We start from the raw sequence: 23722 nt of genomic DNA on the forward strand, positions 1-23722 counted from the left end.
ATGATGGACTGGACGGACCGGCATTGCCGGTTCTTCCACCGTCAGCTGACGCGCCGCGCGCTGCTTTATACCGAGATGGTGGTGGCGGATGCGGTCATCCATGGCGCGCGCGAAAGACTGCTCGGCTTCGACAATGTCGAGCACCCGGTTGCGCTGCAACTTGGCGGATCGGATCCCGCAAAGCTCGCCGAGGCAGCGCGGATCGGCGAAGCCTTCGGCTATGACGAGATCAACCTCAATGTCGGCTGTCCGTCCGATCGCGTCCAGTCGGGGACGTTCGGTGCCTGCCTGATGAAGACGCCGGTTCTGGTCGCCGAGTGCGTCGCGGCGATGAAGGCCGCGGTGAAAATACCCGTCACGGTCAAATGCCGCATCGGCGTCGACGATCAAGACCCAGAGCCTGCGCTCGACATGCTCGCCGACGGCGTGCTCGCCGCCGGCGCCGACGCGCTCTGGGTGCACGCCCGCAAGGCTTGGCTGGAAGGGCTGAGCCCCAAGGAAAACCGCGAGATCCCGCCGCTCGATTACCCGCGCGTCTATCGGCTGAAGGCCAGAAAGCCGGACGAATTCATCGGCATCAACGGCGGCATCCAGTCGCTCGCCGAGGCGTCGGCGCATCTTTCCCATGTCGACGGCGTGATGCTCGGCCGCGCGGCCTATCACACGCCGGGGATCCTGACCGGCATCGATGCCGCGTTCTATGGCGAGGCGCCCGCCGCCTTCGATTATTCGGCGCTGATCGATGCCATGGCCGGCTATGCCGCGCGCCATGTCGAGCGGGGCGGGCGACTGGGCCACATTACCCGCCATATGGTCGGACTGTTCCACGGCTTGCCCGGCGCGCGCCGCTTCCGGCAGATCCTCTCCACCGACGCGAACAAACCCGGCGCCGGGCCGGAGGTGCTGAAGACCGCGTTTTTGGCAATCGATTTCGCGGCGGCAGAAGCCGAGGCAGCCTGACTGTCGGTTAATGCATGTCGCGCCGCACACTGCTGCGCGACACGCATCAGTCCCGCAGGATCATGCGGTCGCCGCGCACGTCGAAGCCCGACAATGAGCCGATGAAGTTCATGCCGAGCAGGCTTTGGTCAAGCATGCCGGGCGCGGCGACCATCACCGACATGTCCTTGCGCACGATGCCGCCGATCGCTACCTCGTCGGTCCTGACCGTCGCAGCGCGCGCCCTGCCATTGGCCGTGGCGACATCCACGCTGTAGCTGAGCGCCGCCGGGTTGAACCCAGCGGCTTGAGCATCTTCGGACGTCAGCACCGTGCTGGTTGCGCCGGTGTCGACCACCGCGCGCACCGGCGTGCCGTTGACCAGGATGCGGGCTTCGAAATGGCCGTTGTCGGCTTTGTCGAGCGTGACGGTCGGGCGGCCATTCTCCACGCCTAAAGCCAACGGACTGCCCGGGACAAAGCCGGCGGTGACGCGGCTCGCCACATCCTGCAACTCGTAGCGATACTGGTAGCCGGCGATCAGCACGAGCACGAATGCCGCCCAGACGCCCAGATTGCGCGCCATGTCGCCCAGCGGTCGGCCGGAGCGGAGCAGGCTCGCACCGATCACCATCACCAGGACGCCGACCCAGATAAGCCGGCCGAAATCATTGTTGTTCATGCCGAAAGTGCGGCCGGCCGAATTGTTGAGCATGAGCAGCACGACCCCGACGCCGATCACCGCCATGACGATCCAGAACAACCGGTTCATCGGTTTCTTCTCACAGAACGCCGCGCTCGCGCGCCATGCGGGTACGCCGGGTTTCGCGGCGCGGCCGCCGCTCGACCGTTTCGAGCCGCGAGGGCAGTTCGGCCATCACCGCCCGGCGCGTTTCAGGGGTCATCGCGAGCCAGGCGGAAATCTCGTCGCGTGTGCGGCCGCAACCAAAGCAGAAGCCGGTTTTCATATCGATCGAACAGACCAGGATGCAGGGAGATTCGATGGCGGTCATGCTGTTCTCTTGGCTTTATTCCACATGGTGCAACCGCCGGAGCAATGCAAGCCCTCCGCATTGCGCCGCAAGGCGACGCGTTCGCGGCATCGCCGGGCAGTTGTGCCGGATGGAGAAGGCGGCTATGCCGCCTGCGACTTCCGCAACGAACTGCGACCGACATAATGCCTGCTAAGCCTTTCGACGATTTCCGAAACCTTCTGGCGGCCCTGCCGCCGGCCGACGATGCGGCGAGCGCCCGCGTCCGGGCGCTTTTCGCCAAAGCCGAAAAGCCGAAGGAATCGCTCGGCCGCGTCGAGGACATCGCGGCCTGGATTGCTGCCTGGAGCGGGCGCGCGCCGCCGGCGATCAATCGGCCCCTGGTGGCGATCTTCGCCGGCAATCACGGCGCCGTCAGGCACGGCATCTCGCCGCGGCCGGTGGCGGCGACCGCAAATGAAGTCGAACTCTGCGCCGCCGGCGGGGCCGCGATCAACCAGGTCTGCATCGCCAACGATCTCGGCCTGAAAGTCTTCGACCTCGCCTTGGATATCCCCACAGGCGACATCACCGAGGAGGCCGCGCTCGATGAACGCGGCTGCGCCGCAACCATGGCCTTCGGCATGGAAGCGGTCGCCGGTGGCGCCGACCTCCTTTGCCTGGGCGATCTCGGGGTCGGCAATTCGACGATCGCCGCCACGCTTTGCGCCGCCCTGTTCGGCGGCGAGGGAGCCGACTGGGTCGGGTCGGGTTCGGGCGCCGATGCGGCGATGATCGCACGCAAGGCCGAGGTCGTCGATCGGGCGCTGGCATTCCACGGTCCGGGTCTGGGAGATCCGCTCGAGGTTTTGCGCAGGGTCGGCGGGCGCGAATTCGCGGCGATCTGCGGCGCCATTCTCGCGGCGCGCATGGAGAAGATTCCCGTCCTGCTCGACGGATTCGCGGCAACAGCGGCGGCCGCCGTCCTTTATGCCGCCAATCCAGGCTCGCTCGATCATTGCCTGCTTGCCGGCCTGTCGCCAGAGCCTGGCCACGCCAAGGCGGCCGAAAGGCTCGGGCTGCAGCCGCTGCTCGATTTCGGCATCGGCCATGGCGAAGGGGTAGGGGCCGCTCTCGCCGCTGGTATCGTCAAGGCCGCGGCATTGACCAGTTCTGGCATGGCGATGGCTGTCCGGCTTTAGCGCCCGGCGGAAATTGCTTCAGCGGCGCCCGCGCGCGGCAACCGTCTTGGTCGGCAAGGCCGGCAATTCCTCCATCACCCGGCTCAACGGGAAGATGGCGATCGCCTCGGTACCTTCGCGCAGCTTGGAATGAAGCTCAAACTCGCCGCCATGCATGGCAAGCAGCCCCTGCACGATCGGTAGGCCGAGGCCGGTTCCCTGCTCGGCGCTCTTGATGGCGATCGAGCCCTGGCCGAAAGCGGAAAGCACCACCGGGATTTCTTCTTCCGGTATGCCCGGGCCGTTGTCCTTGACCGAAATGTACTGGCCGCCGCCGGCGGTCCAGCCGACACGCACGCGCACTTCGCCGCCGGACGGGGTGAACTTGATCGAATTGGAGAGAAGGTTGAGCGTGATCTGCCTGACGGCGCGCTCGTCGGCGAAGAGGCGCGGCAGGGTCTCCTCGAACTCCTGGATGATACGGATGTCCTTGTTGCGGGCGCGCAGCTCCATCATGTGGCAGCAGTCCTCGACGATGGTCACCAGCACGACCGGCTCCTCGTTGAGCTGGTAGCGGCCGGCCTCGATGCGCGACAGGTCGAGGATCTCGTTGATCAGGTCGAGCAGGTGCTGTCCGGACTCATGCACGTCATGGGCATAGTCGCGGTAGGTCGGATTGTTCATCGGCCCCAGCACTTCATTGGCCATCACTTCGGAGAAGCCAAGGATGGCGTTGAGCGGCGTCCTGAGCTCGTGGCTCATCGAGGCGAGGAAACGCGATTTCGCCAGATTGGCGTCCTCGGCGCGCCGTCTTGCTTCGTCCGACATCGATTTCGCCGTCTCCAGCTCGGCGATCAGCGCATCCTTCTCCGAGCGGAAGGACAGCACCATCAACGAAGCCTGGTTGAGATGACGCGCGACGTAACCGAAGAAGGGAAGCGCCGCGATGAGCAAGGCCGCCATCGTGGCCTCGATCGGCGTCCACAGGCGTATGACGGTGTAGACATAAACGGCAACGGGAATGGCAAAGGTCGCGAACAGCGCGCCGCCAAGCGATGAGGCCATCACGGCCGTCGTTGCCATGGCGATCAGCAGCACCATGGCCTTGGCAACATGGAATTGGTCGATCTGGCATGTGGCGCAGCCGACCCAGGCGAACCACGCCCAGCCGAGGCCGCAGAGGAAATGGCCGATCAGGAAGTCGCGACGCGTCTGCGCCGGGTCGAGTTCGGCCGCCTCGGTCCGCTCCACGCGACGCGCCATGAACGCGACGATCGTGTAGCAAAGCAACGTCGACAGCGCCCAGATGGTGATCTGGCTGTCCAGATCCGCCAGCCGGCCGATGGCCGCCACGGCGAGCACGAGCAAGGGGATCGCGACCGCGCTGACCACCATGGCGCGCGCATGCAGCTTCAGCAGTTCACGGTCGAAATCGAGGCTGCCCGCCTGCTGCGAAAGGCGGTCGCGCGTCTTGCGCACCGCGCGCGCCACATCGCTGTTGCGGTGCGGTTTACGGCGGTCCACAATAAACTTATCCGCTGTGTTCGAGCGTTGCAAAGGCATACAGACTTCAATTTCTGCGCGCAGCGACTTCCGGTTCGTTAAGCTACGTTCGAATGATTAAGAGACTGTTTGCCATATGAGCCGTTTCGGGCCGCGAGGACCGCGCCGACGCTATGTGGCGAGCCCGCCGCGGAGCCACTGGCGCAAGCTGCTGGACTACGGACTTGCCATCCTTCTGCTTGGTTTGCTCATCCTGGTGGCGGCACGCCTCGACCGCTTCGAGAGGCGCCAGGAGCAAGGCACGGCGATCGTCAATGACGGCGATTCGATCACACTCGGGGCCGAGCGCATCCGCATGCGAGGCATCGATGCTCCGGAGTATCAGCAGACCTGCCAAAAGGCCGGCGCCGACTATCCCTGCGGCAAGCTGGCGCGGCAGTCGCTGGTGCGCCTGATCGCCGGCAGGCCTGTTGTCTGCAGCGGCTGGCGGCGCGATCGCTACGGCCGCCTGCTCGGCGATTGCAAGGCAGGCGATACCGACCTAAACCAGGCCCAGGTGCAGGCCGGATGGGCGGTTGCCTTCGGCGATTTCGAGACCGAGGAAGCAGCGGCGAGAGCGGCCAAGGCCGGCATCTGGGCAGGCACCTTCGCGGAGCCGCAGGACTGGCGCGACAGCCATCATGGTGCGCCGGTCGAGCGAAAGCACGGCGTGCTGGCCTCGTTCGGCGACGCGTTGCGCGAATTTGTTCGCTTCTGGTGATGGGCAGGCCCGCGCCTTATTATCCGGTGGAGAAGCTGGAGGATGGAATGAAGCTGTTCGACGGTGGCCGCGCGCCCAATCCCCGGCGCGTGCGTGTTTTCCTTGCCGAGAAGGGGCTGACGGTGCCGCTGGTGCCCGTCGATATGGGCGCGCTGGAGCATCGCGGCGGGCAGGTGGCTGAGCGCAATCCGCTTCGGCGCCTGCCGGTGCTTGAGCTCGACGACGGCACCATCATAACCGAATCGATCGCCATCTGCCGCTATTTCGAGGAGTTGCATCCCGAACCCGCGCTGTTCGGCAAGGGCGCGCTCGGCAAGGCCGTGGTCGAGATGTGGCAAAGACGTATGGAACTGAACCTAATGGCCAGCGTCGCCGCCGCATTCCGGCATATCCATCCGGCGATGAAGGAATGGGAAGTGCCGCAAATTCCGGAATGGGGAGAGGCCAACAAGCCGAAGGTGATCGAATTCCTGCAGCTGCTCGACAACGAGCTGGCGAAGCATGAATTCGCCGCCGGCGATGCCTATTCGGTCGCCGACATCACCGGCATGATCGCCATCGACTTCATGAAACCAGCGCGTATCAAAGTGCCGGAAGAATGCACGAACGTGCTGCGCTGGTATGCGGCACTTGCAAGCCGGCCAAGCGCGGCAGCCTGAGCGACAGAAATTGGATAATCTGCCCGATACGAGACAAGCGCTGCAGCGCCTCGCCGAAAGGGTGCGGGCCTGCCGCATCTGCGTCAACCAGCCGCTTGGCCGGCCTTTGCCGCATGCGCCGCGGCCGGTGCTGCAGCCGTCCTCCACAGCGCGGGTCCTGCTTGCCGGCCAGGCGCCGGGGACAAAAGTGCATGTGTCGGGCATGCCGTTCACCGATGCCTCGGGAGACCGGCTGCGAAACTGGCTCGGCGTCAGCGCGCAGGAATTCTACGACACAGAAAAGTTCGCCATCGTGCCGATGGGCTTTTGCTTTCCTGGACAGGACGCCAAGGGCGGCGACCTGCCGCCGCGTCGCGAATGCGCGCCGGCCTGGCGCCAGGAACTGATGGCGCTGATGCCCCAGATCGACCTTGTGCTGACTATCGGCGGCTATGCGCAGGCATGGCATATGGGTACGACACGGCTGCCGTCGCTGACCGAGACAGTCAGGAACTGGCGCACCATATGGGATCGAACGTCGCTGCCGAAAGTGCTGCCGCTGCCGCATCCGTCCTGGCGAAACACCGGCTGGCTGAAGAAGAATCCCTGGTTTGAAATGGATTTGCTGCCCTTTCTCAGGTCGGAAATCCGCTATCGTATTGATTAGCCATTCTGCAAGAAATCACTCGCATTTACCGCCATCGGCAGAATTTCTTTCTTGTGAAAGGCTCCGGTAAAAGGGATTATAGCCAAACTATTCCCCTGGAGCCTCCCATGGATCGCCTCGATAGAAAAATTCTCCGCCTCTTGCAGGAGGACGCGACGCTCGCGGTCGCCGATGTCGCCAAGAAAGTCGGCTTGTCGACGACGCCATGCTGGCGGCGCATCCAGAAGCTCGAGGAGGAAGGCGTCATCAAGCGTCGCGTCGCCATCCTCGATCATGAGAAGGTCAATGTGCGCGTTACCGTCTTCGTGTCGATCCGCACCAATTCGCACAGCCATGAATGGCTGCGGCGCTTCTCCGAGGTCATCCAGGAATTCCCGGAAGTGGTCGAGTTCTACCGCATGAGCGGCGACGTCGATTACTTGCTGCGCGTGGTGGTGCCCGACATCGCCGCTTACGATGCCTTCTACAAGCGGCTGATTGCCAAGATCGAGATCCGTGACGTCTCGTCGTCCTTCGCCATGGAGCAGATCAAGTACACGACGGAAATTCCGCTCGATTACATGGTGCTGGACAAGGAATCGGGCGCGAACGCGGCGTGACGCTGGTTGCGCCGATCGGCCCTAATTCTTCTTTTTGTTCAGAAAATTCCACGGCGAGTTGACCGGCAGGGTGACCGTGTCCGGCACGCTGTCGACGCTCGCCACCTCGGCCTTTCGCACCGTGTAGCCCGACTGGACCATCGAGACGCCGTCGAGGATGAACAACTGGCTTTTCTCCATGCCGGGCTTCAGCACGCCGGTGACCGCGACCGGCTCGTAGGCCTCTTTCATCTTGTAGGGATGCGCCGGCGTCACCAGCACGATCTGATTGGGCGGCGGCGTCGGCATGTGGCTGCAGGCGCCCGTCCACGGCACCAGCAAGAACTGGTAGACGAGGTCGCCGTCACGATCGACCGGCAATGCATATCCGGCTAATTGTATCGTCTTGTCCTGCAGATTGAGCGACAAGGTCTCGCCATGGTCAGGCAGTTTTGCCGCGATCATCGGCAGGTTCGCGTCTTCGGCTATCGCTTGCGTCGCGGGGCGCAGATCCTTCCAGACAATATGCGCGACATCAGCCGCGGCATCGGCTCCAGTGGCTGCGAGGAGGAGCGCAGCCGCCAGCGCCGCGCATGACTTGAAACGCTTGCTCATGATCGCTCCATCCTCCGCCAGTCCATTTGCTGAATCGAGTAAAAGCGTCGTGACCGGTCCGGGCTCACCGACCCAGCCGCATCACATGCCGTCGCGTACCGGCGGTGCCGGTCTCATGGAAGCCCCTCGTAGTAAACATGTCGCGAAAACCCATGAAGCGATAGCTCGGGGCGGCCTCGTCGACGGGATAGGCCTCGATTGTATGCGCGCCTTTGCTGAAGGCATGGTCGATCGCAGCGTCAAGCAAAGCGGAGGCCAGCCCGCCGCCACGCAGGGCCCTGGGCACATAGAAGCAGACGATCGACCAGATGCCGGTTTCGGTGTCGTCCTGCTGCTTTGACAGTTTCCGGTAGGTCTCGCGTGGCGCGACCGAGCACCAGCCGACCGGCCTGCCGTCCATCTCGGCGATGATGCCGACCGGGGTGCCTTTGTCGATGAGCGCCATCATCATGCGCTTCTTCTCGTCGCTCTCAATGTGCTCGCGAGTGGAATGGCGCCAGGTCATGCACCAGCAATATTTCGGTGCGCCGGGCTGCTCGAACAGGTTTTCGAAGTCGGCACGTGTCTCTGGCGTCACCCCGACGAACCGAATCCCGGCAAGGTCATGCTTTTGCGGCTGCGAGCCTTTCGAGCTGTCTGGCATCCGTCAGTTCCTTCACCGCATCCTTGCCGATCCAGCGCGCCGTCTTGTCGGACGATGCCGCTAATCTTTCCGCCAGCGCAAGGGCAGGGGCGTGCAGGCTCATCGACCGTTTGCCGATTTGCCGCAGCGCCCAATTGACTGCCTTGCGGACGAAATTGCGCGGATCGCCGGCATGCTTCTCGATCAGCGGCAGATAGGCGAGGAAGGTCGCGTCCGGTTCTTTCTTGAGATGCACCGCGCTCCAGGCCAACATGGCAAAGGCGGTGCGGCGAACGAATTCGCGTTCGTCTCCAGCGAACTCGTCGATCAATTCGCGCCAGAATGGCGTCTCGGCAAAGAGGTCCGCTACGGTGTCGACGATCTCCCAGCTGTCGAAATCCGCGGCCCAGCGCCGGCATTGATCGATATCGACCTTCTTCGGCTCGCCGGTGAAGGCGGCCATCAGCCGCGCTTCGCGGAAACCGCTGGCCCACAGCAGAAGCGACCGCTCGTGGTTCTTCTTCAGCTTGCGCGCCAGCAGCCGCAATTGTGAATTGCCGACGCCGAGCGCGCTGGCGGTGTTGATGCCGAAGCGCGCCATGCCCGCCCGATTGTCCTCGGTGCCGACCGAACGCAAATGAGCGACGATGTCGTCGGCGCTCCAGCTCGGATCGGGCTGGGGCATCGTCACCTATCTTTCCAGGCGCGCCAGCAGCGATGACGTGTCCCAGCGCTTGCCACCCATGTCCTGCACATCCTTGTAGAACTGGTCGACCAGGGCGGTCACCGGCAGCTTGGCGCCGTTGCGATTGGCCTCCGCCAGGCAGATGCCGAGATCCTTGCGCATCCAATCGACGGCGAAGCCGAAATCGTATTTGCCGGCATTCATTGTCTTGTGGCGGTTTTCCATCTGCCAGGAGCCGGCAGCACCCTTGGAGATCACCTCGATGACCTTCTCGATGTCGAGGCCGGCCTTCTTGCCGAAATGGATGCCTTCGGCCAGGCCCTGGACGAGGCCGGCGATGGCGATCTGGTTGATCATCTTGGTCAACTGGCCTGCGCCAGCCGATCCCATCAGGCCGACCATGCGGGCGTAGGCGTCGATGACGGGCCTGGCCTTGTCGAAGGCGGCCTCATCGCCGCCGATCATGACGGTCAGCACGCCGTTCTCGGCGCCGGCCTGGCCGCCTGACACCGGCGCGTCGAGGAAGGAGAAGCCGGCCTTGCGCGCGGCTTCGTCAAGCTCGCGCGCTACCTCGGCCGAGGCGGTGGTGTTGTCGATGAAGATGGCGCCCTTCTTCATCGCGGCGAAGGCGCCGTTCGCACCGGTCGTGACCGAGCGCAGATCATCGTCGTTGCCGACGCAGGAGAAGACGAATTCCTTGCCTTCGGCTGCCTCGGCCGGCGTCAACGCCAGTTTGCCGCCATACTCGGCCACCCACTGCTCGGCCTTTGCCTTGGTGCGGTTGTAGACGGTGACGTCATGGCCGCCTTTGTTCCTGAGGTGCCCGGCCATCGGATAGCCCATGACGCCAAGACCGAGAAATGCAACCGATGCCATAAGCCTGCCTTCCAACAAAACACAGTTTCCAGTGGCGGAAGGTCTAGGCCATGCGAAAAATTCGTCAAGGCACGCAGCGCTGCATCGACTGGTGCAGGCGGCCGGGCGGCAATCTATCGATGCAGATGGACGGTGATGCGGCGCTCGATCCATTCGACGCCGTGGCGCAGGATCTCGACCATCACCAGATAGACGATCGCCACCCAGATATAGGCCTGGATGTCGAAGGATTTCGCGTAGGCGAGCTTGGCGTTGCCCATCAGGTCGTAGACGGTAATGATGGCGACGATCGCGGAGGCCTTGATCATCAGGATGAGCTCGTTGCCATAGGGCCTGAGCGCGACAATGATCGCCTGGGGCATGATCACCTTGCGCAGCGTCTGCAATCTGTGCAGTCCGAGCGAGGCCGCACCTTCCCATTGGCCGCGCGCCACGCTTTCGATGGCGCCGCGCAGGATCTCGGCCTGATAGGCGGCGGTGTTGAGCGAGAAGGCAAAGACGCCGCAATAGAAGGCCTCGCGAAAGAACCACCACAGCCCGACCGTCTCAAGCTCAGGCCGGAACGAGCCGATGCCGTAATAGACCAGGTAGGTCTGCACGAGCAGCGGCGTGCCGCGGAAGAAATAGACGTAGCAATAGGCAAGCGCGGACAAGGTCGGGTTCTTCGACATGCGGCCATAGGCGACCGGCAGCGACAGGAGCGCGCCAACGACCATCGAAATGCTCACCAGCGATAGGGTGGTCCCCAGGCCCTGAAGATAGGCGGGAGCATATCTGGCGAAGAATTCGGCGTTCCAGGCATAGACCAGATAGGCGACGATGCCGGCGCCGAACAGCACCCAGATGCCGACCAGCGCGTAGCCGAGGATGCGGACCCGCGGCCAGCCGCGCGCTGGCGGCGGCGGCTTGTCGATGGCGATAGCCTGGCTGACGCTCATCGCGCTTCCCTCCGTCCGAGATAGCGCAGGATATAGCTCGTGGCGATCGACGACAGGACGGCCAGCGCCAGGAAGATCAGCGCTGCGACGCTGTAAAAGAGGAAGGAATGCTTGGTGACGCGCGCCGCCACGCCGGACTGGCGCAGGGTCTCCGCGAGATTGACGACCGAAACCAGCGAAGTGTCCTTGAGCAGGCTCAGCCAACAATTTTCGAGACCCGGAAAAGCGATGCGTATCAGCTGCGGCAGGATCACCAGCCGCATTGTCTGCCATTTCGACAGGCCAATGGCGTAGCCACCCTCATATTGGCCTTTCGGAATGGCGCGGAACGCGGAGAGGAACACCTCGCTGGCGTAGGAGGAAAAGATCAGCGCCAGCACGATCATGCCGGCGACGAAGCTGTTGACGTTGATCGTCGCTTCCGGATTGAACAGCCGGACGAGATATTGCAGCAGAAGCGGCATGCCGAAGAAGAACAGGAACAGCGTCACCAGTTCCGGCAGGCCGCGAAAGACCGTGGTGTAGATGTTGCCGGCAAGGCGCAGCGACGGCTCTTCATGCTGCTTGGCGAAGGCGACGAAAAAGCCGATCACCAGGCCGATCGGCAGTGTGGCGAGCGCCAGCGCGATGGTGACGAGAACGCCAGAGGCAATGTCGTCACTCCAGCCCTCCGGTCCCCAGCTGAGAAGTGTCCAAATGCTTTGGGCCGGCATTGACGGGTCGTGTCTCCGTGGCGATCCCGGAAGAATCTAAGGGCGGCGAGGCATGCCTCACCGCCCTTGGCTTATCGATCAGGACTCGGCGCCGTAGACGTCGAACTTGAAGTATTTGTCGTTGATTTCCTTGTACTTTCCGTTCTTTCGGATGGTGTCGATCGCTTCATTCAGCTTGTTGACCAGATCGGTCTCGCCCTTGCGCACGGCGATGCCGGCGCCCGGTCCGAAGATTTCGACCGGCTGCGGCGAGGGCTGGCCGAGGATCTTGCAGCAGGCGCCGTCCGGCGAATCCAGCCACTGCTGCAACACAACGATGTCGTCCTCGATGGCGTCGAGACGGCCATTGGCGAGGTCTGCCTGCTCCTCCGGGCTGCTCGGATAGCCCTTGATGGTGCTGTCCGTGTAGGTCTTCGAAGCATAGTTGTAGTGCGTGGTGGTGGTGGCGACGCCGATGGTCTTGCCGGCGAGGTCTTCCTTGGTCACGCCTTTGAGTGGTGAATCCTTCGGCACGGCGATGGCCGAGGGGGTGTTGTAGTATTTGTGGGTGAAGTCGACCTTTTCCTGGCGCTCGGGCGTGATCGACATCGAGGCGACGATGGCGTCGAACTTGCCGGCCTGAAGCGCGGGGATGATGCCGTCCCAATCCTGCGCGACGAAGGTGCACTTCACCTTCATCTCGTCGCAGAGCGCCTTGGCGATATCGATGTCGAAGCCGACCAGCTGGCCGTCCGAGGTCAGGTTGTTGAAGGGCGGGTATGCGCCTTCGGTGCCGATCCTGAGGGTCTTTTCCTGAGCCTGGGCGACGCCGAGTGTCAGCAGCGCGGCCGAAGCGGCAAGCGCGATACGCAGTGCAATACGCATGATAATCCTCTCATATTGTCATGGCCGCTGTCCCGTGCGGCTCTTGTGGTCGGTCGTTTCCCGACCGCCCGCTGGGGCGGATACTCCCACTCTTTGCGAGAAAAAAGCAACTGCAAATCAACGGCAAACGACAATCGGGATGTGCCGCTGCGTTAGTTGGTCTGAGCCACGAGACCTGTGCTGCGCTCGATGAAGTCGGCTATCGATTTCGTGTCGTCGAGGTCGAAAACCGGCAGGTCTTCGCCTTCGACCGTGAAGTCGGCGGCGACCGCGACAATGTTGGGATCGTTGGCCGAAAGCGGCGTCCGATCCTTGGCTTCAAGCCGCCTTGCCTCGATCTTCTTATGCGCCTCGCGCTTGTAGCCTTCGACCAGCACGATGTCCGCGGGCGACAGCCGCGCCAGAATGTCGTCCAGCGTCGGCTCGTTCTCCTCGCGCAATTCGTGCATCAGCGCCCAGCGCCGGCCGGAGACGATGGCGACTTCCGTCGCGCCCGCCTGGCGGTGGCGGAAGGAGTCGGCGCCCGGCTTGTCGATGTCGAAGTCATGGTGCGCGTGCTTCACCGTCGACACCGTCCAGCCGCGCGCCACCAGCTCTGTAACCAGCTTTTCCGTCAGGGTCGTCTTGCCGGAGTTCTTCCAGCCGGTGATGCCGAATACGCGTCTCATGGCCCGAGGCTTTGCATCAGACGCTCGGCCGCCGCAAGGTCGTCCGGTGTGTTGATGTTGAAGAACGGATCGATCTTTTGGCCGCGAGCCTCGATCATGGGGAACTCGACCTCGACATGGCCGTGCCGCTCCATGAAGGCGGAAACCCGTCGGTTGTCCTCGTCGACCAGGAAATGACGCAAGGCGTCGCGCAGGTCGAGCGGCCAGAGCGCGAAGGTCGGGTGCCATCTGCCGTCGGAGCTGGCGACGGCGATCGTGCCGGGCCGATCGGGCGCTGCCAGCACCAGGCGCTCGACGAGGTTGTCGGGAAAGAACGGCGTGTCACCGGCGGCGCTCACCAGCCACCGGCAGTTTGTTTGCGTTGCCGCCCATTCGAGGCCGGTGAGAATGCCTGCGAGCGGGCCGGCATGGCCCGGCATCGTATCTTGGATCACCGGCAGGCCCATGCCGGCAAATCGCGCCGGATCGCCGTTCGCGTTGAGCCCCAGTGTGGCGACCTGCGGCCTCAGTCGCGTGGCGACATGGTCGATCAGCCTGGCTTTGCCCAATGAAAGGAGCGGCTTGTCGCCGCCGCCCATCCGGCGCGACTGGCCTCCGGCCAGAATGATCCCCGCAACACTTCGGTCCATTGCGCCTATATGCCGTCCGGTGCCATGTCGGGTCCAGTGCTTTCGGCGGCAGGTTGCTGTCGGCCGACGACGCGCTCGCGGTAGAGCGCATAGAGGCCCGAGCCGATGATGATGGCGGCGCCGACGGTCATCGGCGCATCCGGGATATCGCCGAAAATGATGAGGCCGAGCAGGATCGACCACAATAGCGCGGTGTAGCGGAACGGGGCGATGAAGGAGATGTCGCCCGAGCGCATCGCCATGATGATGAACTGATAGCCGATGAGCACCAGTACCGCCGCCAGCGCCAGAAGGGTGGTCGCCCGGCCGCTCATCGGCGTCCAGCCGCCCATCGGCGACAAAAGCAGCGCGCCCAGCACCGTCATGGCAAGCGCGGTCGCCGTCGACACCAGCATGGTCGGGATCGCCTCTGGGATGCGCTTGGTGGCGAGGTCGCGCACCGCGCAGCAGGCGACGCTGGCCAATGCCAGCAGCGAATAGACGCTGAACCCTTCGAAGCCCGGCCGCACGATGATCAGCACGCCGGTGAAGCCGATGGCAATGGCAAGCCAGCGCCGCCAGCCGACGCCTTCGCCGAAGAACAGCGCCGCGCCCATGGTCACCGCCAGCGGCAGCGCCTGCAGCACGGCCGAGACGTTGGCGATCGGCAAATGCGCAAGCGCGATCAGAAACGATACCGTGGCGCCGGCTTCGCCCGCGACGCGCGTCGCCACCATCGGCTGCAGCATGGCCGCCGGATTGGCAAGCGCGCCGCGCCGCCAGGCGAGCAGGCCGACGAACAAGGACGCGAAGGCGCCGCGCACCAGCATGACCTGCGCCATGTTCATCGATTCCGACGAGAATTTGGTGATCGCGTCGTTCAAGGTGAAGCCGACCATGGCCACGATCATGAACAGCGCGCCGCGCAGATTTGGCGAGAGAGGCAAGGGCGTTTCCGGACTATTTTAATTCAGCCGTCTAGCAGGCAGCCGGAAAACAGCAACGGCAAAGAAATGGGCCACGAATTTTTGCGTGGCCCATGAGATCGATTTGCCGAGCTTTGGAAGGCTTACTTCGGCGTCAGCACCTCGGTGCCGTTGCCGTTCTGGCCGGCGATGGTCCACAGCCCGTGCAGGGAGCCGTCCTTCTCGATCTTGTAGACGACGAGACCGATCTCCTTGCCCATCGCGTAGCCGGCGGAAAATGCATTGTCGTTACGCATGCAGATGCCGTCCGAGGTCGAGCCGCCGGTTTCCCAGTGGATGGTGCAGGTCGTGTCGCTGGTCAGCGTGATGGTTGCCTCGCCGTCATATTTCGAGCCGTCGAAATTGGTGCCGGCGACGGTGTAGGTGCCGCCGATCGACTGAGCCGCGGCCGATACGGAAGCAACCCCAAGCATTGCTAGTGAAAGCATGAATGTGCGCATGTGCACTCCCCCTAGAGCGATAATTGCGCGCGAAGGCTAGGCTGGAAAAGGCCGGCGGTAAATCGGCCGGAAGGCGGCGCAAGCGCTTTATTATCAGTGCGGCCAGGCTGACCTCAAGGGCCGCGCAGGGTCTTGGCGATGGAGGCGACCAAAGGGTCGTATTTTGACTTGAGCGCGGCAGGGTATTCGATCCAAACGGTGCGAATGACGTCGTCCTTTCCGAACAGGCGCCGTTCGTAAAAAATGTTGCCGTCCTTGGTGCCGGAGAGCACCGCCCAATTCTTGCCGGTCTTGCTGTAGGTGACCTTGTAACCCGGTTCGGTGCTGGCTTTCTCCTGGACGACGAAACCTTGCGGCGTGTCGTTGTCGATGTTGTAGATGCCGGAACAGGTCAGGCTGGCGCCGTCGGCGCTAAGCCATTGCTGTCCGTCGCCATTTTCCGGCTCGGGCATCGGCTTGTTGAAGATGTCGTCGGGAAAAGTGCAGGACTGGCCGAACCGCGCATTCACATAGGTGAAGGGCTTGGCCATCGCGGCCGCCGCCATGATTGTCGACAGGGACAAGATGGCCGCTACCGACGACCAACCGACGCGCTGCGGACGTCTCATGATCCCCCCTTTGGTCGATGACCGAAGGTGATCCTGCACCAAATCGCACAAAAAATCAGCCGCCGGTGACGCTCATATGCCGAGATACCGATGGGCGGCTGGTGCGGCGGTCGATGACGAAATCATGGCCCTTGGGCTTGCGGCCGATGGCCTCGTCGATCGCCTCGCCGAGCAACTCGTTGCCTTCGGTGGCGCGCAACGGCGCCCTGAGGTCGGCGGCGTCCTCCTGGCCAAGGCACATATAGAGCGTGCCGGTGCAGGTCAGCCGCACGCGGTTGCAGCTTTCGCAGAAATTATGCGTCATCGGCGTGATGAAGCCGAGCCGACCGCCGGTCTCCGTGACATGGACATACCGGGCCGGGCCGCCGGTCTTGTAAGGAATATCGGAGAGCGTGAACTGGCGCTCCAGCGAGGCGCGCAGCAGCGACAGCGGCAGATACTGGTCGGTGCGGTCGGCCTCGATCTCGCCCATCGGCATCGTCTCGATGAGGGTGAGATCCATGCCGCGGCCATGCGCCCAGCGCATCAGCTCGGGGATTTCGGCATCGTTGAAGTCGCGCAGCGCAACCGCATTGAGCTTAATCTTCAACCCGGCCTTCTGTGCGGCATCGATGCCCTCCATCACCTTGCCGAGACTGCCCCAGCGGGTGATCTGGTGGAATTTCTCGGCATCGAGCGTGTCGAGCGAGACGTTGATGCGCTTGACGCCGCAATCGGCGAGCTCAGCGGCGAAGCGCGACAGCTGCGAGCCGTTGGTGGTCAGCGTCAGCTCTTCCAGGGCGCCGCTCTCCAGATGCCGCGACAGCTGGCGCACCAGATGCATGATGTTCTTGCGAACCAGCGGCTCGCCGCCGGTCAGCCTGAGCTTCCTAACGCCCTTTTCGATGAAAACGGTGCAGAGCCGGTCAAGCTCCTCGAGCGACAACAGATCCTTCTTGGGCAAGAAGGTCATGTCCTCGGCCATGCAATAGGTACAGCGAAAATCGCAGCGGTCGGTGACCGACACGCGCAGATAGCTGATGGTGCGACCGAAGGGGTCGATCATGTCCATTTGCAAACGTTTCCCATGGCCTGAGCGGCACCGTTATATACAGCTATGTGATACGATCCAATGCCGCATTCAAGATAGACGGTCTTGATCTTTGGTAACATTCCCCGGCCGACATCGCGTGTCGGCTGGCTGAAAGCCTTTGTCGGATGCATGTCGTTTGTCCCAGAACCGCTGCCCACTTCTGGGCGACATGCATTGGCACCGGTCTTTCCGGATCGCGCGAAGCGGCGTAGGGAAGGGCGCAACCCAGAGCATGATGCCGAAAAGTGTGAAGCGGTTTTTCGGACGACATCATGCTCTATCTCTTTGACTTAGAGACGGATTCAGATTTCAGGTCGAACAGACCTGAAATAATCCGGCTCTAGACAGGACAGTCATGACCGCGCCAAAGGAACTCAGGGTCTCGAAGGACCGCAAGCTGCTGACGGTGACCTTCCCGGGCCATCAACCGTTCGAATTGCCGGCGGAGTTTTTGCGCGTGGCTTCGCCATCGGCGGAAGTACAGGGCCATTCGCCGGAGCAGCGGGTGACAGTTCCGGGCAAGCGCAATGTCACGATCCTCAAGATCGAGCCGGTCGGCAATTATGCGGTGCGCATCACCTTCGACGATTTCCACGACACCGGCATCTTCACCTGGAATTATCTGCATACGCTCGGCCACGAAAAGGACGAGCGCTGGAACGCCTATCTCGCCGAGCTGGCCGAGAAGGGGCTGAGCCGGGATCGCTAGCCGGTGCGTGGCAATCCAATGTCGGCAGCCGCCGTCGTCAAGGCGTCATGGACATGGAGTAGCGCCGGCAAAAGGTCAGGAGGCGAAAAAGATGTCGCGCATCACATCCGTCGAGCAGCTCGAGGCCCTCTACGGGCTGCCGGGCGAGGCTTCTGTCGTCAAGGAACTCGACCATGTGATTCCCGAATATGCCGCCTTCATCGAGGCCTCGCCCTTCGTGGCGCTGGCGACGAGCGGGCCCGAGGGCCTCGACTGCTCCCCGCGCGGCGATCTCGCCGGCTCCGTGCGCATTGTCGACGACAAGACTCTGATGATGCCCGACAGGCGCGGCAACAATCGCGCCGATTCGCTGAAGAACATCATTCGCGATCCGCGCGTCGGGCTGCTCTTTCTGGTGCCGGGCTCGGGCACCACGCTGCGCGTCAACGGCCGCGCTCACATCACGACCGATGCCGGGCTTTGCGCGTCCTTCACGGTCGACGGCAAGCCGGCCCGCTCGGTCACTGTCATCGATGTCGATACGGTCTATTTCCAATGCGCCCGCGCCATCGTGCGCTCCGAGCTCTGGAACCCGGCCAGACATGTTGATCCGAAATCGCTGCCGACACCCGGCAGGATTCTCGAGATCACCAGCCGTAAGAACATCGACGGCCAGAAGTACGACGAGGAGTGGCCGGAAAGAGCGAAGAAGACGATGTGGTGATTGGAAGCCGCGCTCAGGCTTCCTTCAGCACGTCGGCGATCTTGCGCATCTGCTCGCCGATCATGTCGCACTGCTCCGGCGTCGACTGGCTCATCGCCTTCTCGATCAGCGCCATGTGAACCTTCAGGGCCTTCATCAGCAGGGCCTCGCCCGCCTCGGTGAGGTTCAGCCGCAGCACCCGCTTGTCCTTCTCGTCGCCTTCGCGACGCAGCAACCCGCGGGCCTCGAGCTGCGGCAACAGCATGGTGATGTTGGAGCGGCCGACGAGCAGCTTGCGGGCAAGGTCGTGCTGCGACATGCCGGGGTGGCGGTAGAGGTTCATCAGCACGTCGAGCTGCGCCGGCTTAAGGTCGAGCGGGCCGAGCTTAACCGCCAGCGTGCGCTCCAGCACATGGCAGGCGCGCGCCACCGCAACCCAGTTGCGAAAGCGAGGGTTGTCCCAGGGTAGCTCTTGCTTAATGTTCATCTTTGAACTATTATGTTCATGCTTGAACGAATGGATGGACTGCCAATATGGCATCATTTGGAATGAAGGTCATCCGGGGCGTTTTCGGCGCGGCCGAGCATGTTGCGCCGCGTCTTAGCGGCCGCGCCGCCTTCGAATTGTTTTGCCGCACACCAAACGTCAAGACCTTGAGCGACGGCGAACGCCGAGCCGTCGAGCGTGCTTCAGCCTTCATGGCCGAGGCGCGCCATCACAGGCTGAAAACCAGGACCGATTGCGTCGCAGTGCATGAATTCCGGCCGGAGCCGGGCAGGGAGTCGCGCGGCACGGTGCTCGTCATTCATGGCTGGCGCTCGCGTACCGAATATATGCGCGCTTTGATCGAAGGGTTTCGCGGCGCCGGCTACAAGGTTGTTTCGCTCGACCTGCCTGGGCATGGCCATTCGTCCGGCCGCCATCTCAACATGGTGACTGCCGTGGACGCGGCGCGGGTCGCCGGCGAATGGTTCGGCCCCTTTGCCGCCGTCGTCGGCCATTCCTTCGGCGGCGCGATTGCCGCTAATGCCGTTGCCGCATCAGTCAAGGGCATGCCGCCGCTTGCGGCGCAAAAGCTGGTGCTGATTGCAGCGCCGAGCTCATTGCCTGCAATCTTCGACGACTTCAGCGATATGATGAATGTCGGGCCGCGCTCGCGCGTCGCCATGGCGGACAGGGTGAGATACCTTTCCGGGCGTCCGCTCAGCGAATTCACCGGCGACCGCCAGCTTGCGGAGGCGTCGGTGCCGACGCTGATCATCCACGCGCCGGACGATCGCGAAGTCCATGCCGATCATGCGAAGCGTTATGCGGGCGCCGGCGAGCATGTCCACCTGCATTGGGCCGAGGGGCTTGGCCACCGGCGTATCCTCACCGACAGGGACGTCGTCGCGCGCGCGGTCGGCTTTGTGACTGGGCAGCGGGAAACGGCCCTGCACTAATCGCCTATCAGTCCGCCTTCTTTTTCTGCCCCGCCTCTACGGGCAGGCCCGCTGCTTTCCAGGCGGTATAGCCGCCGAGGATATGCTTGACCGGTGTCAGGCCCATGTCCTGCGCCGTCTTGGTGGCTAAAGCCGAGCGCCAGCCTCCGGCGCAGAAGAAGACGAAGGTCTTGCCGCTGGCGAAGAACGGCTTGTGGTACGGGCTTTCGGGATCGATCCAGAATTCCAGCATGCCGCGCGTTACATGCTTGGCGCCGGGGATCTTGCCGTCACGTTCGACCTCGCGCGGGTCGCGCAGATCGACGAAGATCGTGTCCTCATCCTCCAGCAGCCCCGCTGCCTCCTCGGGCGACACGACCTCGATCTCGGCATTCGCCTCGTCGAGAAGCTGGCGATATCCCTTCTTCACTGCACATCCTCCAGGCCGTGGCTCGAGGCCGCCGGAATTTCGATCACAAAGACCATGGTTTGTCACGCCTTGGCCGTGCCGCACAGAGCGGCCGTCGAATCCGCCGGTGATTCTTGCTTGACGACAGTCCACTCGAAAAGCTGACCGCGTACCTATGTGACTTTTTCGCCTGTCGGCAACGCCACGCCTGATTGTCCCGGGTGTCGGAACACTTGGAACGGCCAGCTCGTTTTAGGTCTCACAAGGATGTGAAACCGTTCTGCAACACGGCTCCGAAAATTTATGGAAGCTTAACGAAATCAGTATGAATCGGTATAGTCACGTCATACATCCGCCTTGCGGAGGGCGGGACCGTCCAGCGGCGTGGAACGGGAACCGGTTTCAACCGGTGCGGGTGAAGCATGAAAATCCTCGGAAACAAAAAAGCCGTTCTGCCGATCGCGGTCGCGGCGACTCTTGCCCTCGGGCAGCAGTCGGCAAGCGCGCAAGGGCTGTTCGACATGCTGTTCGGCGGCGGCATCCGGCACAGCCCGCAAGGCGAGTTTCCGCCGCCGCCAAAGCCGCGCAAGATGCGGCCGGCCGGAGAGGATGGTGGCGGCGTCAGGATCAGCAGCCCGACCTATAACACCTACAGGGCCGACAAGCTTGTCCGGGTCGATTTCAAATCGCTGCTGCCGGCACCGCAGGCCGCGACCCCTCAGGACGCCGCCTTTGTCCCGTCGGTGACGAGCAATAGCTTCCGCGATGCCGTCGCTGGTTTGAGCGACTATGAGCTGTTTGCCGAGCCGGATATCGCCAAGGCGCTGATCGCCTATTATTCGGCCAATCCGGATTTCATCTGGGTGAGCGACAATACCCCCAACAGCCGGGCGCAGGATGCAGTGCGCGTCCTGGGGGAGGCGGCGAGTTATGGCCTGACGCCGGCCGACTATTCCGTCGATGTCCCGGCAGCCGCCAATTCCGCCGCCACACCGGAAGAGCGGACCAAGGAACTGGTCCGCTTCGAGATGGCGCTGTCGGCCCGCGTGCTGCGCTATGCCCATGATGCCCAGAGCGGCCGCGTCGATCCCAACCGGATGACCGGCTATTACGATTTCCCGGCCAAGCCGCTCGATCTCGAAGGCGTGCTGAAGACGCTGGCGCATACCCAGGAGGTCCGCACCTATCTCGAATCGCGGCATCCGCAGAATGCCGAATACCAGGCGCTGCGCGTCGAGCTGGAAGCGCTCGAGGCGAGCGAGGAAAACGAGATCGTCGTCGCTCCCAAGCTCCTGCTCAAACCCGGCGAAAGCAGCCCGGAATTGCCGAAGTTGCTGACGCTTATTTCCCGTAATCTCGATGACGAGATGGGTGGCAGCTATGGCGAAATGCTCGCAAGGCTTGGCAAGAGCGAGCTCTATGATCCCGAGCTGGTGCCGGTGATCAAGGCGGTGCAGCAGCGCGCCGGCATGAAGGGCGACGGCGTCATCGGCCCGCGCACGGTGGCTTCATTGGCCGGCGCCTCAAAGGCGGACAAGGTCGAGAAGGTCAAGGTCGCGCTCGAGGAACTGCGCTGGATGCCGTCTGATCTCGGCAGCCCGCGCGTCTTCATCAACCAGCCCGCCTTCACCGCCAGCTATATCGACAATGGCGAGGAGAAGCTGAAGACCCGCGCGGTCATCGGCCGGGTCACCAACCAGACCGCCTTCTTCTACAATCAGATCAAGCAGGTCGACTTCCATCCTTATTGGGGCGTGCCGCAGTCGATCATCGTCAACGAGATGCTGCCGAGGCTGCGCGGCGATCCGGGTTATCTCGACCGCGCCGGCTATGAGGTGACGGATTCGCGCGGCAAGCGCATCCCGTCCTCGGCGGTCGATTGGGGTGCTTATGGCGCCAACATTCCGTTCAGCGTGCGTCAGCAGCCGAGCGAGGCCAATGCGCTGGGCGAGTTGAAGATCCTCTTCCCCAACAAGCATGCGATCTACATGCACGACACGCCGCAGAAGTCGTTCTTCGAACGCGACATGCGCGCGCTCAGCCATGGCTGCGTGCGGCTACAGGATCCGCGCGGCATGGCCGCCGCCGTGCTGGGCACCACGGTCGAGGATATCGCCGAGAAGCTGAAGCACGGCCATTCGACCGAGAATGTCACGCGCGTCATTCCGGTCTATGTCGCCTATTTCACCGCATGGCCGGACATGTCCGGCAAGGTCGAGTATTTCGACGACGTCTATGGCCGCGATTCCAAGCTGATGCAGGCGCTCGACGCGACCGAAGCGGTGCGCACGCCGTCAAGCTGAGCGCAAGCAATTTCGGACGGAAGGATACGGCGAAGCCGCCGAGCCTGACCGCTTCACACTTTTCCCGGAATTGCTTTGATCAACGGCCGGCGCAAGCCGGCGTTGCGCCCGGCGATCAGCCAATAGATCAGGCCGGCCACGAGGCCGCCGCCGGCGATGATGCCCATGTCGGCCCAGCGTTCCGGATCATTGGCGGCGTCCGGCCAGATCAGCATGAAACCGGCTGCCGCGGCAGCGGCGCCGAACAGCATATGCAGCCAGAAGCTCCGCAGCGAAAAGAACTCGGCGATCATTGCAAAGACCAGCGTCTGCATACCCGTCAGGACGATCGTCAGAAAGTAGATGAACATGCCGAGCGGCGGCACCACCAGCGCGGCGACCGGCGTGAACGCCATAAGCTCGAAGTAACCCGGAGCATTGGGCAGCGAATTCAATATCGCGTAGATCACCACCACGGCGATCAACCCGACCAGCACCGCGACCAGATAGCCGACAAGCACCATTAGGATGCGCTTCAGGACGTAGCCAACCATTGCCATGCACCCCCGTGCCCGCAATCATGGCGGGCAGTCAGCCACCAAAGCTGTGACGATGCAAGGGCGGTCCGTCGCGTGGGAACGCGGCACATGAGCATTCAGGCGCAAGATCAGGATGATGTTTCGTTGAATCGCCATCCGATCTAACTCTTGTTGGAGACGATCTTCTCTGAAAAACGGTTCCCACTTGTCGGGATAATGCTCTAACGCACAGATGCCGGGGATCGGGCAGGGGTCCATTTGCCCCTAGTAGGCCGGGCGGAATGGCCGCAGGCGGACGCGGCCTATTTGGGTTCGCCGGTCAGGGGATCGTAGGTGATTTGGACCTTGGCCTTGTCCGTCGTGTAGTAGGTGATGGTATAGCCGTCGCTATCCCATTCGACCTCCTTCACATAGCGGAAGTCGGTGCGGTGCTCGACCTTGGCGACGATTTCCGAGAGCTTCTTGGCATTTTGCGACGGCAGTGGCTGGTCGTCCGCCGCAAAGGCTTGTCCACTGATAAGCAGGAAAGCGATACCGGTTGCTGAAACAACAGTGCGCATGAGAGCCCTCAAATCTCGTCGGCGTCAGTGCCGTCAGAAACTCGCGCGCAGGCAGGTTGGTTCCGCAGCGCCGCAATAACCGACTTTTGCGGCGCATGCCTCGATGCGGCCGCAGGAGCCGGCCGATATTGCCTGGTGGAGAAAATGTAATAATTTCAGCTGGTAAGATCGCACTTTGGATGTATCT

The 23722-nt window shown here is 62.9% G+C and carries 30 protein-coding genes; 10 read left to right on the top strand and 20 right to left on the bottom strand.

Features of this window, described 5'->3' with window-relative positions:
* Window positions 1-960 (top strand): tRNA dihydrouridine(20/20a) synthase DusA (gene dusA, locus LB520_RS28240; RefSeq protein ID WP_224640120.1); only part of this gene is annotated, 960 nt, incomplete at its 5' end.
* 46 nt (window positions 961-1006) lie between these two features.
* Here dusA and LB520_RS28245 read toward each other — a convergent pair.
* Window positions 1007-1711 (bottom strand): TIGR02281 family clan AA aspartic protease, encoded by a 705-nt coding sequence (locus tag LB520_RS28245; protein ID WP_095765387.1) that lies wholly within the window; start codon window positions 1709-1711, stop codon window positions 1007-1009.
* Window positions 1712-1721: 10 nt separating this feature from the next.
* Window positions 1722-1952, bottom strand: a complete 231-nt coding sequence (locus LB520_RS28250) for a DUF1289 domain-containing protein (RefSeq protein ID WP_224640121.1) — start codon at window positions 1950-1952, stop codon at window positions 1722-1724.
* A 164-nt stretch (window positions 1953-2116) separates the two neighbouring features.
* Here LB520_RS28250 and LB520_RS28255 point away from each other — a divergent pair, with 164 nt between their 5' ends.
* Window positions 2117-3112: a nicotinate-nucleotide--dimethylbenzimidazole phosphoribosyltransferase gene (locus LB520_RS28255; RefSeq protein WP_263483858.1), complete on the top strand. Its 996-nt coding sequence runs from the start codon at window positions 2117-2119 to the stop codon at window positions 3110-3112.
* Window positions 3113-3130: 18 nt separating this feature from the next.
* On the opposite strand, the gene LB520_RS28260 is transcribed toward LB520_RS28255, so the two are convergent.
* Window positions 3131-4654, bottom strand: coding sequence for a sensor histidine kinase (locus tag LB520_RS28260; protein ID WP_224640122.1), 1524 nt, complete (start codon window positions 4652-4654; stop codon window positions 3131-3133).
* Between the two features lie 76 nt (window positions 4655-4730).
* Between LB520_RS28260 and LB520_RS28265 the strand changes: the two genes are divergently transcribed.
* From LB520_RS28265 to LB520_RS28280, 4 genes are all read left to right on the top strand, one after another.
* Window positions 4731-5354, top strand: a complete 624-nt coding sequence (locus LB520_RS28265; protein WP_224640123.1) for a thermonuclease family protein — start codon at window positions 4731-4733, stop codon at window positions 5352-5354.
* A gap of 47 nt (window positions 5355-5401) precedes the next feature.
* Window positions 5402-6013, top strand: coding sequence for a glutathione S-transferase (locus LB520_RS28270; RefSeq protein ID WP_224640124.1), 612 nt, complete (start codon window positions 5402-5404; stop codon window positions 6011-6013).
* Between the two features lie 10 nt (window positions 6014-6023).
* A complete protein-coding gene (locus LB520_RS28275; RefSeq protein ID WP_224640125.1) occupies window positions 6024-6659 on the top strand; it encodes a uracil-DNA glycosylase family protein in 636 nt (211 codons plus the stop codon).
* A 107-nt stretch (window positions 6660-6766) separates the two neighbouring features.
* Entirely contained in the window at window positions 6767-7258 is a 492-nt protein-coding gene (locus LB520_RS28280) for an Lrp/AsnC family transcriptional regulator (RefSeq protein ID WP_006205209.1), read from the top strand.
* A gap of 21 nt (window positions 7259-7279) precedes the next feature.
* On the opposite strand, the gene LB520_RS28285 is transcribed toward LB520_RS28280, so the two are convergent.
* The 13 genes from LB520_RS28285 to moaA form a co-directional block, all read right to left on the bottom strand.
* Entirely contained in the window at window positions 7280-7852 is a 573-nt protein-coding gene (locus LB520_RS28285; RefSeq protein ID WP_224532262.1) for a DUF3299 domain-containing protein, read from the bottom strand.
* A gap of 64 nt (window positions 7853-7916) precedes the next feature.
* Window positions 7917-8495: a GNAT family N-acetyltransferase gene (locus LB520_RS28290; protein WP_224640126.1), complete on the bottom strand. Its 579-nt coding sequence runs from the start codon at window positions 8493-8495 to the stop codon at window positions 7917-7919.
* Window positions 8455-9159 (bottom strand): DNA alkylation repair protein, encoded by a 705-nt coding sequence (locus LB520_RS28295; protein ID WP_224640145.1) that lies wholly within the window; start codon window positions 9157-9159, stop codon window positions 8455-8457. Before LB520_RS28295 ends, LB520_RS28290 begins: the two co-directional genes overlap by 41 nt.
* A gap of 6 nt (window positions 9160-9165) precedes the next feature.
* Window positions 9166-10035 (bottom strand): NAD(P)-dependent oxidoreductase, encoded by an 870-nt coding sequence (locus LB520_RS28300; protein WP_224640127.1) that lies wholly within the window; start codon window positions 10033-10035, stop codon window positions 9166-9168.
* Window positions 10036-10148: 113 nt separating this feature from the next.
* Window positions 10149-10973, bottom strand: coding sequence for an ABC transporter permease (locus tag LB520_RS28305; protein WP_224640128.1), 825 nt, complete (start codon window positions 10971-10973; stop codon window positions 10149-10151).
* A complete protein-coding gene (locus LB520_RS28310; protein ID WP_224640129.1) occupies window positions 10970-11686 on the bottom strand; it encodes an ABC transporter permease in 717 nt (238 codons plus the stop codon). Before LB520_RS28310 ends, LB520_RS28305 begins: the two co-directional genes overlap by 4 nt.
* A gap of 78 nt (window positions 11687-11764) precedes the next feature.
* Window positions 11765-12550, bottom strand: a complete 786-nt coding sequence (locus tag LB520_RS28315) for an ABC transporter substrate-binding protein (RefSeq protein WP_095765397.1) — start codon at window positions 12548-12550, stop codon at window positions 11765-11767.
* Between the two features lie 152 nt (window positions 12551-12702).
* Complete coding sequence (gene mobB / locus LB520_RS28320; protein ID WP_224640130.1) at window positions 12703-13218, bottom strand: molybdopterin-guanine dinucleotide biosynthesis protein B; 516 nt, start codon at window positions 13216-13218, stop codon at window positions 12703-12705.
* A complete protein-coding gene (gene mobA / locus LB520_RS28325; RefSeq protein ID WP_224640131.1) occupies window positions 13215-13847 on the bottom strand; it encodes a molybdenum cofactor guanylyltransferase MobA in 633 nt (210 codons plus the stop codon). The genes mobB and mobA overlap by 4 nt, the downstream gene beginning before the upstream one ends.
* Window positions 13848-13852: 5 nt before the next feature.
* Complete coding sequence (locus LB520_RS28330) at window positions 13853-14773, bottom strand: DMT family transporter (RefSeq protein ID WP_224640132.1); 921 nt, start codon at window positions 14771-14773, stop codon at window positions 13853-13855.
* Between the two features lie 122 nt (window positions 14774-14895).
* Window positions 14896-15252: a hypothetical protein gene (locus LB520_RS28335; protein ID WP_140628062.1), complete on the bottom strand. Its 357-nt coding sequence runs from the start codon at window positions 15250-15252 to the stop codon at window positions 14896-14898.
* A gap of 113 nt (window positions 15253-15365) precedes the next feature.
* Complete coding sequence (locus tag LB520_RS28340; RefSeq protein WP_224640133.1) at window positions 15366-15860, bottom strand: hypothetical protein; 495 nt, start codon at window positions 15858-15860, stop codon at window positions 15366-15368.
* A gap of 55 nt (window positions 15861-15915) precedes the next feature.
* Complete coding sequence (gene moaA, locus LB520_RS28345) at window positions 15916-16911, bottom strand: GTP 3',8-cyclase MoaA (RefSeq protein ID WP_224640134.1); 996 nt, start codon at window positions 16909-16911, stop codon at window positions 15916-15918.
* Between the two features lie 376 nt (window positions 16912-17287).
* Between moaA and LB520_RS28350 the strand changes: the two genes are divergently transcribed.
* Window positions 17288-17641 carry a gamma-butyrobetaine hydroxylase-like domain-containing protein gene (locus LB520_RS28350; protein ID WP_224547720.1) on the top strand — a complete coding sequence of 118 codons (354 nt, stop codon included), beginning with the start codon at window positions 17288-17290 and terminating at the stop codon, window positions 17639-17641.
* A gap of 91 nt (window positions 17642-17732) precedes the next feature.
* Window positions 17733-18344 carry a pyridoxamine 5'-phosphate oxidase family protein gene (locus LB520_RS28355; RefSeq protein ID WP_224640135.1) on the top strand — a complete coding sequence of 204 codons (612 nt, stop codon included), beginning with the start codon at window positions 17733-17735 and terminating at the stop codon, window positions 18342-18344.
* Window positions 18345-18357: 13 nt separating this feature from the next.
* On the opposite strand, the gene LB520_RS28360 is transcribed toward LB520_RS28355, so the two are convergent.
* Window positions 18358-18810, bottom strand: coding sequence for a MarR family winged helix-turn-helix transcriptional regulator (locus LB520_RS28360; RefSeq protein WP_095765406.1), 453 nt, complete (start codon window positions 18808-18810; stop codon window positions 18358-18360).
* A 47-nt stretch (window positions 18811-18857) separates the two neighbouring features.
* Here LB520_RS28360 and LB520_RS28365 point away from each other — a divergent pair, with 47 nt between their 5' ends.
* Complete coding sequence (locus LB520_RS28365) at window positions 18858-19766, top strand: alpha/beta hydrolase (RefSeq protein ID WP_224640136.1); 909 nt, start codon at window positions 18858-18860, stop codon at window positions 19764-19766.
* A gap of 7 nt (window positions 19767-19773) precedes the next feature.
* On the opposite strand, the gene LB520_RS28370 is transcribed toward LB520_RS28365, so the two are convergent.
* Window positions 19774-20175 (bottom strand): rhodanese-like domain-containing protein, encoded by a 402-nt coding sequence (locus LB520_RS28370; RefSeq protein ID WP_224547713.1) that lies wholly within the window; start codon window positions 20173-20175, stop codon window positions 19774-19776.
* A 401-nt stretch (window positions 20176-20576) separates the two neighbouring features.
* On the opposite strand from LB520_RS28370, the gene LB520_RS28375 reads away from it, so the two are divergent.
* Window positions 20577-22457, top strand: coding sequence for a murein L,D-transpeptidase (locus LB520_RS28375; RefSeq protein ID WP_224640137.1), 1881 nt, complete (start codon window positions 20577-20579; stop codon window positions 22455-22457).
* Between the two features lie 53 nt (window positions 22458-22510).
* Here LB520_RS28375 and LB520_RS28380 read toward each other — a convergent pair whose 3' ends face one another.
* Together LB520_RS28380 and LB520_RS28385 are read right to left on the bottom strand one after the other, a co-directional pair.
* A complete protein-coding gene (locus LB520_RS28380; protein ID WP_411969967.1) occupies window positions 22511-22990 on the bottom strand; it encodes a hypothetical protein in 480 nt (159 codons plus the stop codon).
* A 287-nt stretch (window positions 22991-23277) separates the two neighbouring features.
* Window positions 23278-23535: a PepSY domain-containing protein gene (locus LB520_RS28385; RefSeq protein ID WP_095765411.1), complete on the bottom strand. Its 258-nt coding sequence runs from the start codon at window positions 23533-23535 to the stop codon at window positions 23278-23280.
* Window positions 23536-23722 lie beyond the last annotated feature (187 nt).

It is taken from the genome of Mesorhizobium sp. CA12, from assembly GCF_020165255.1.
GTDB lineage: Bacteria > Pseudomonadota > Alphaproteobacteria > Rhizobiales > Rhizobiaceae > Mesorhizobium.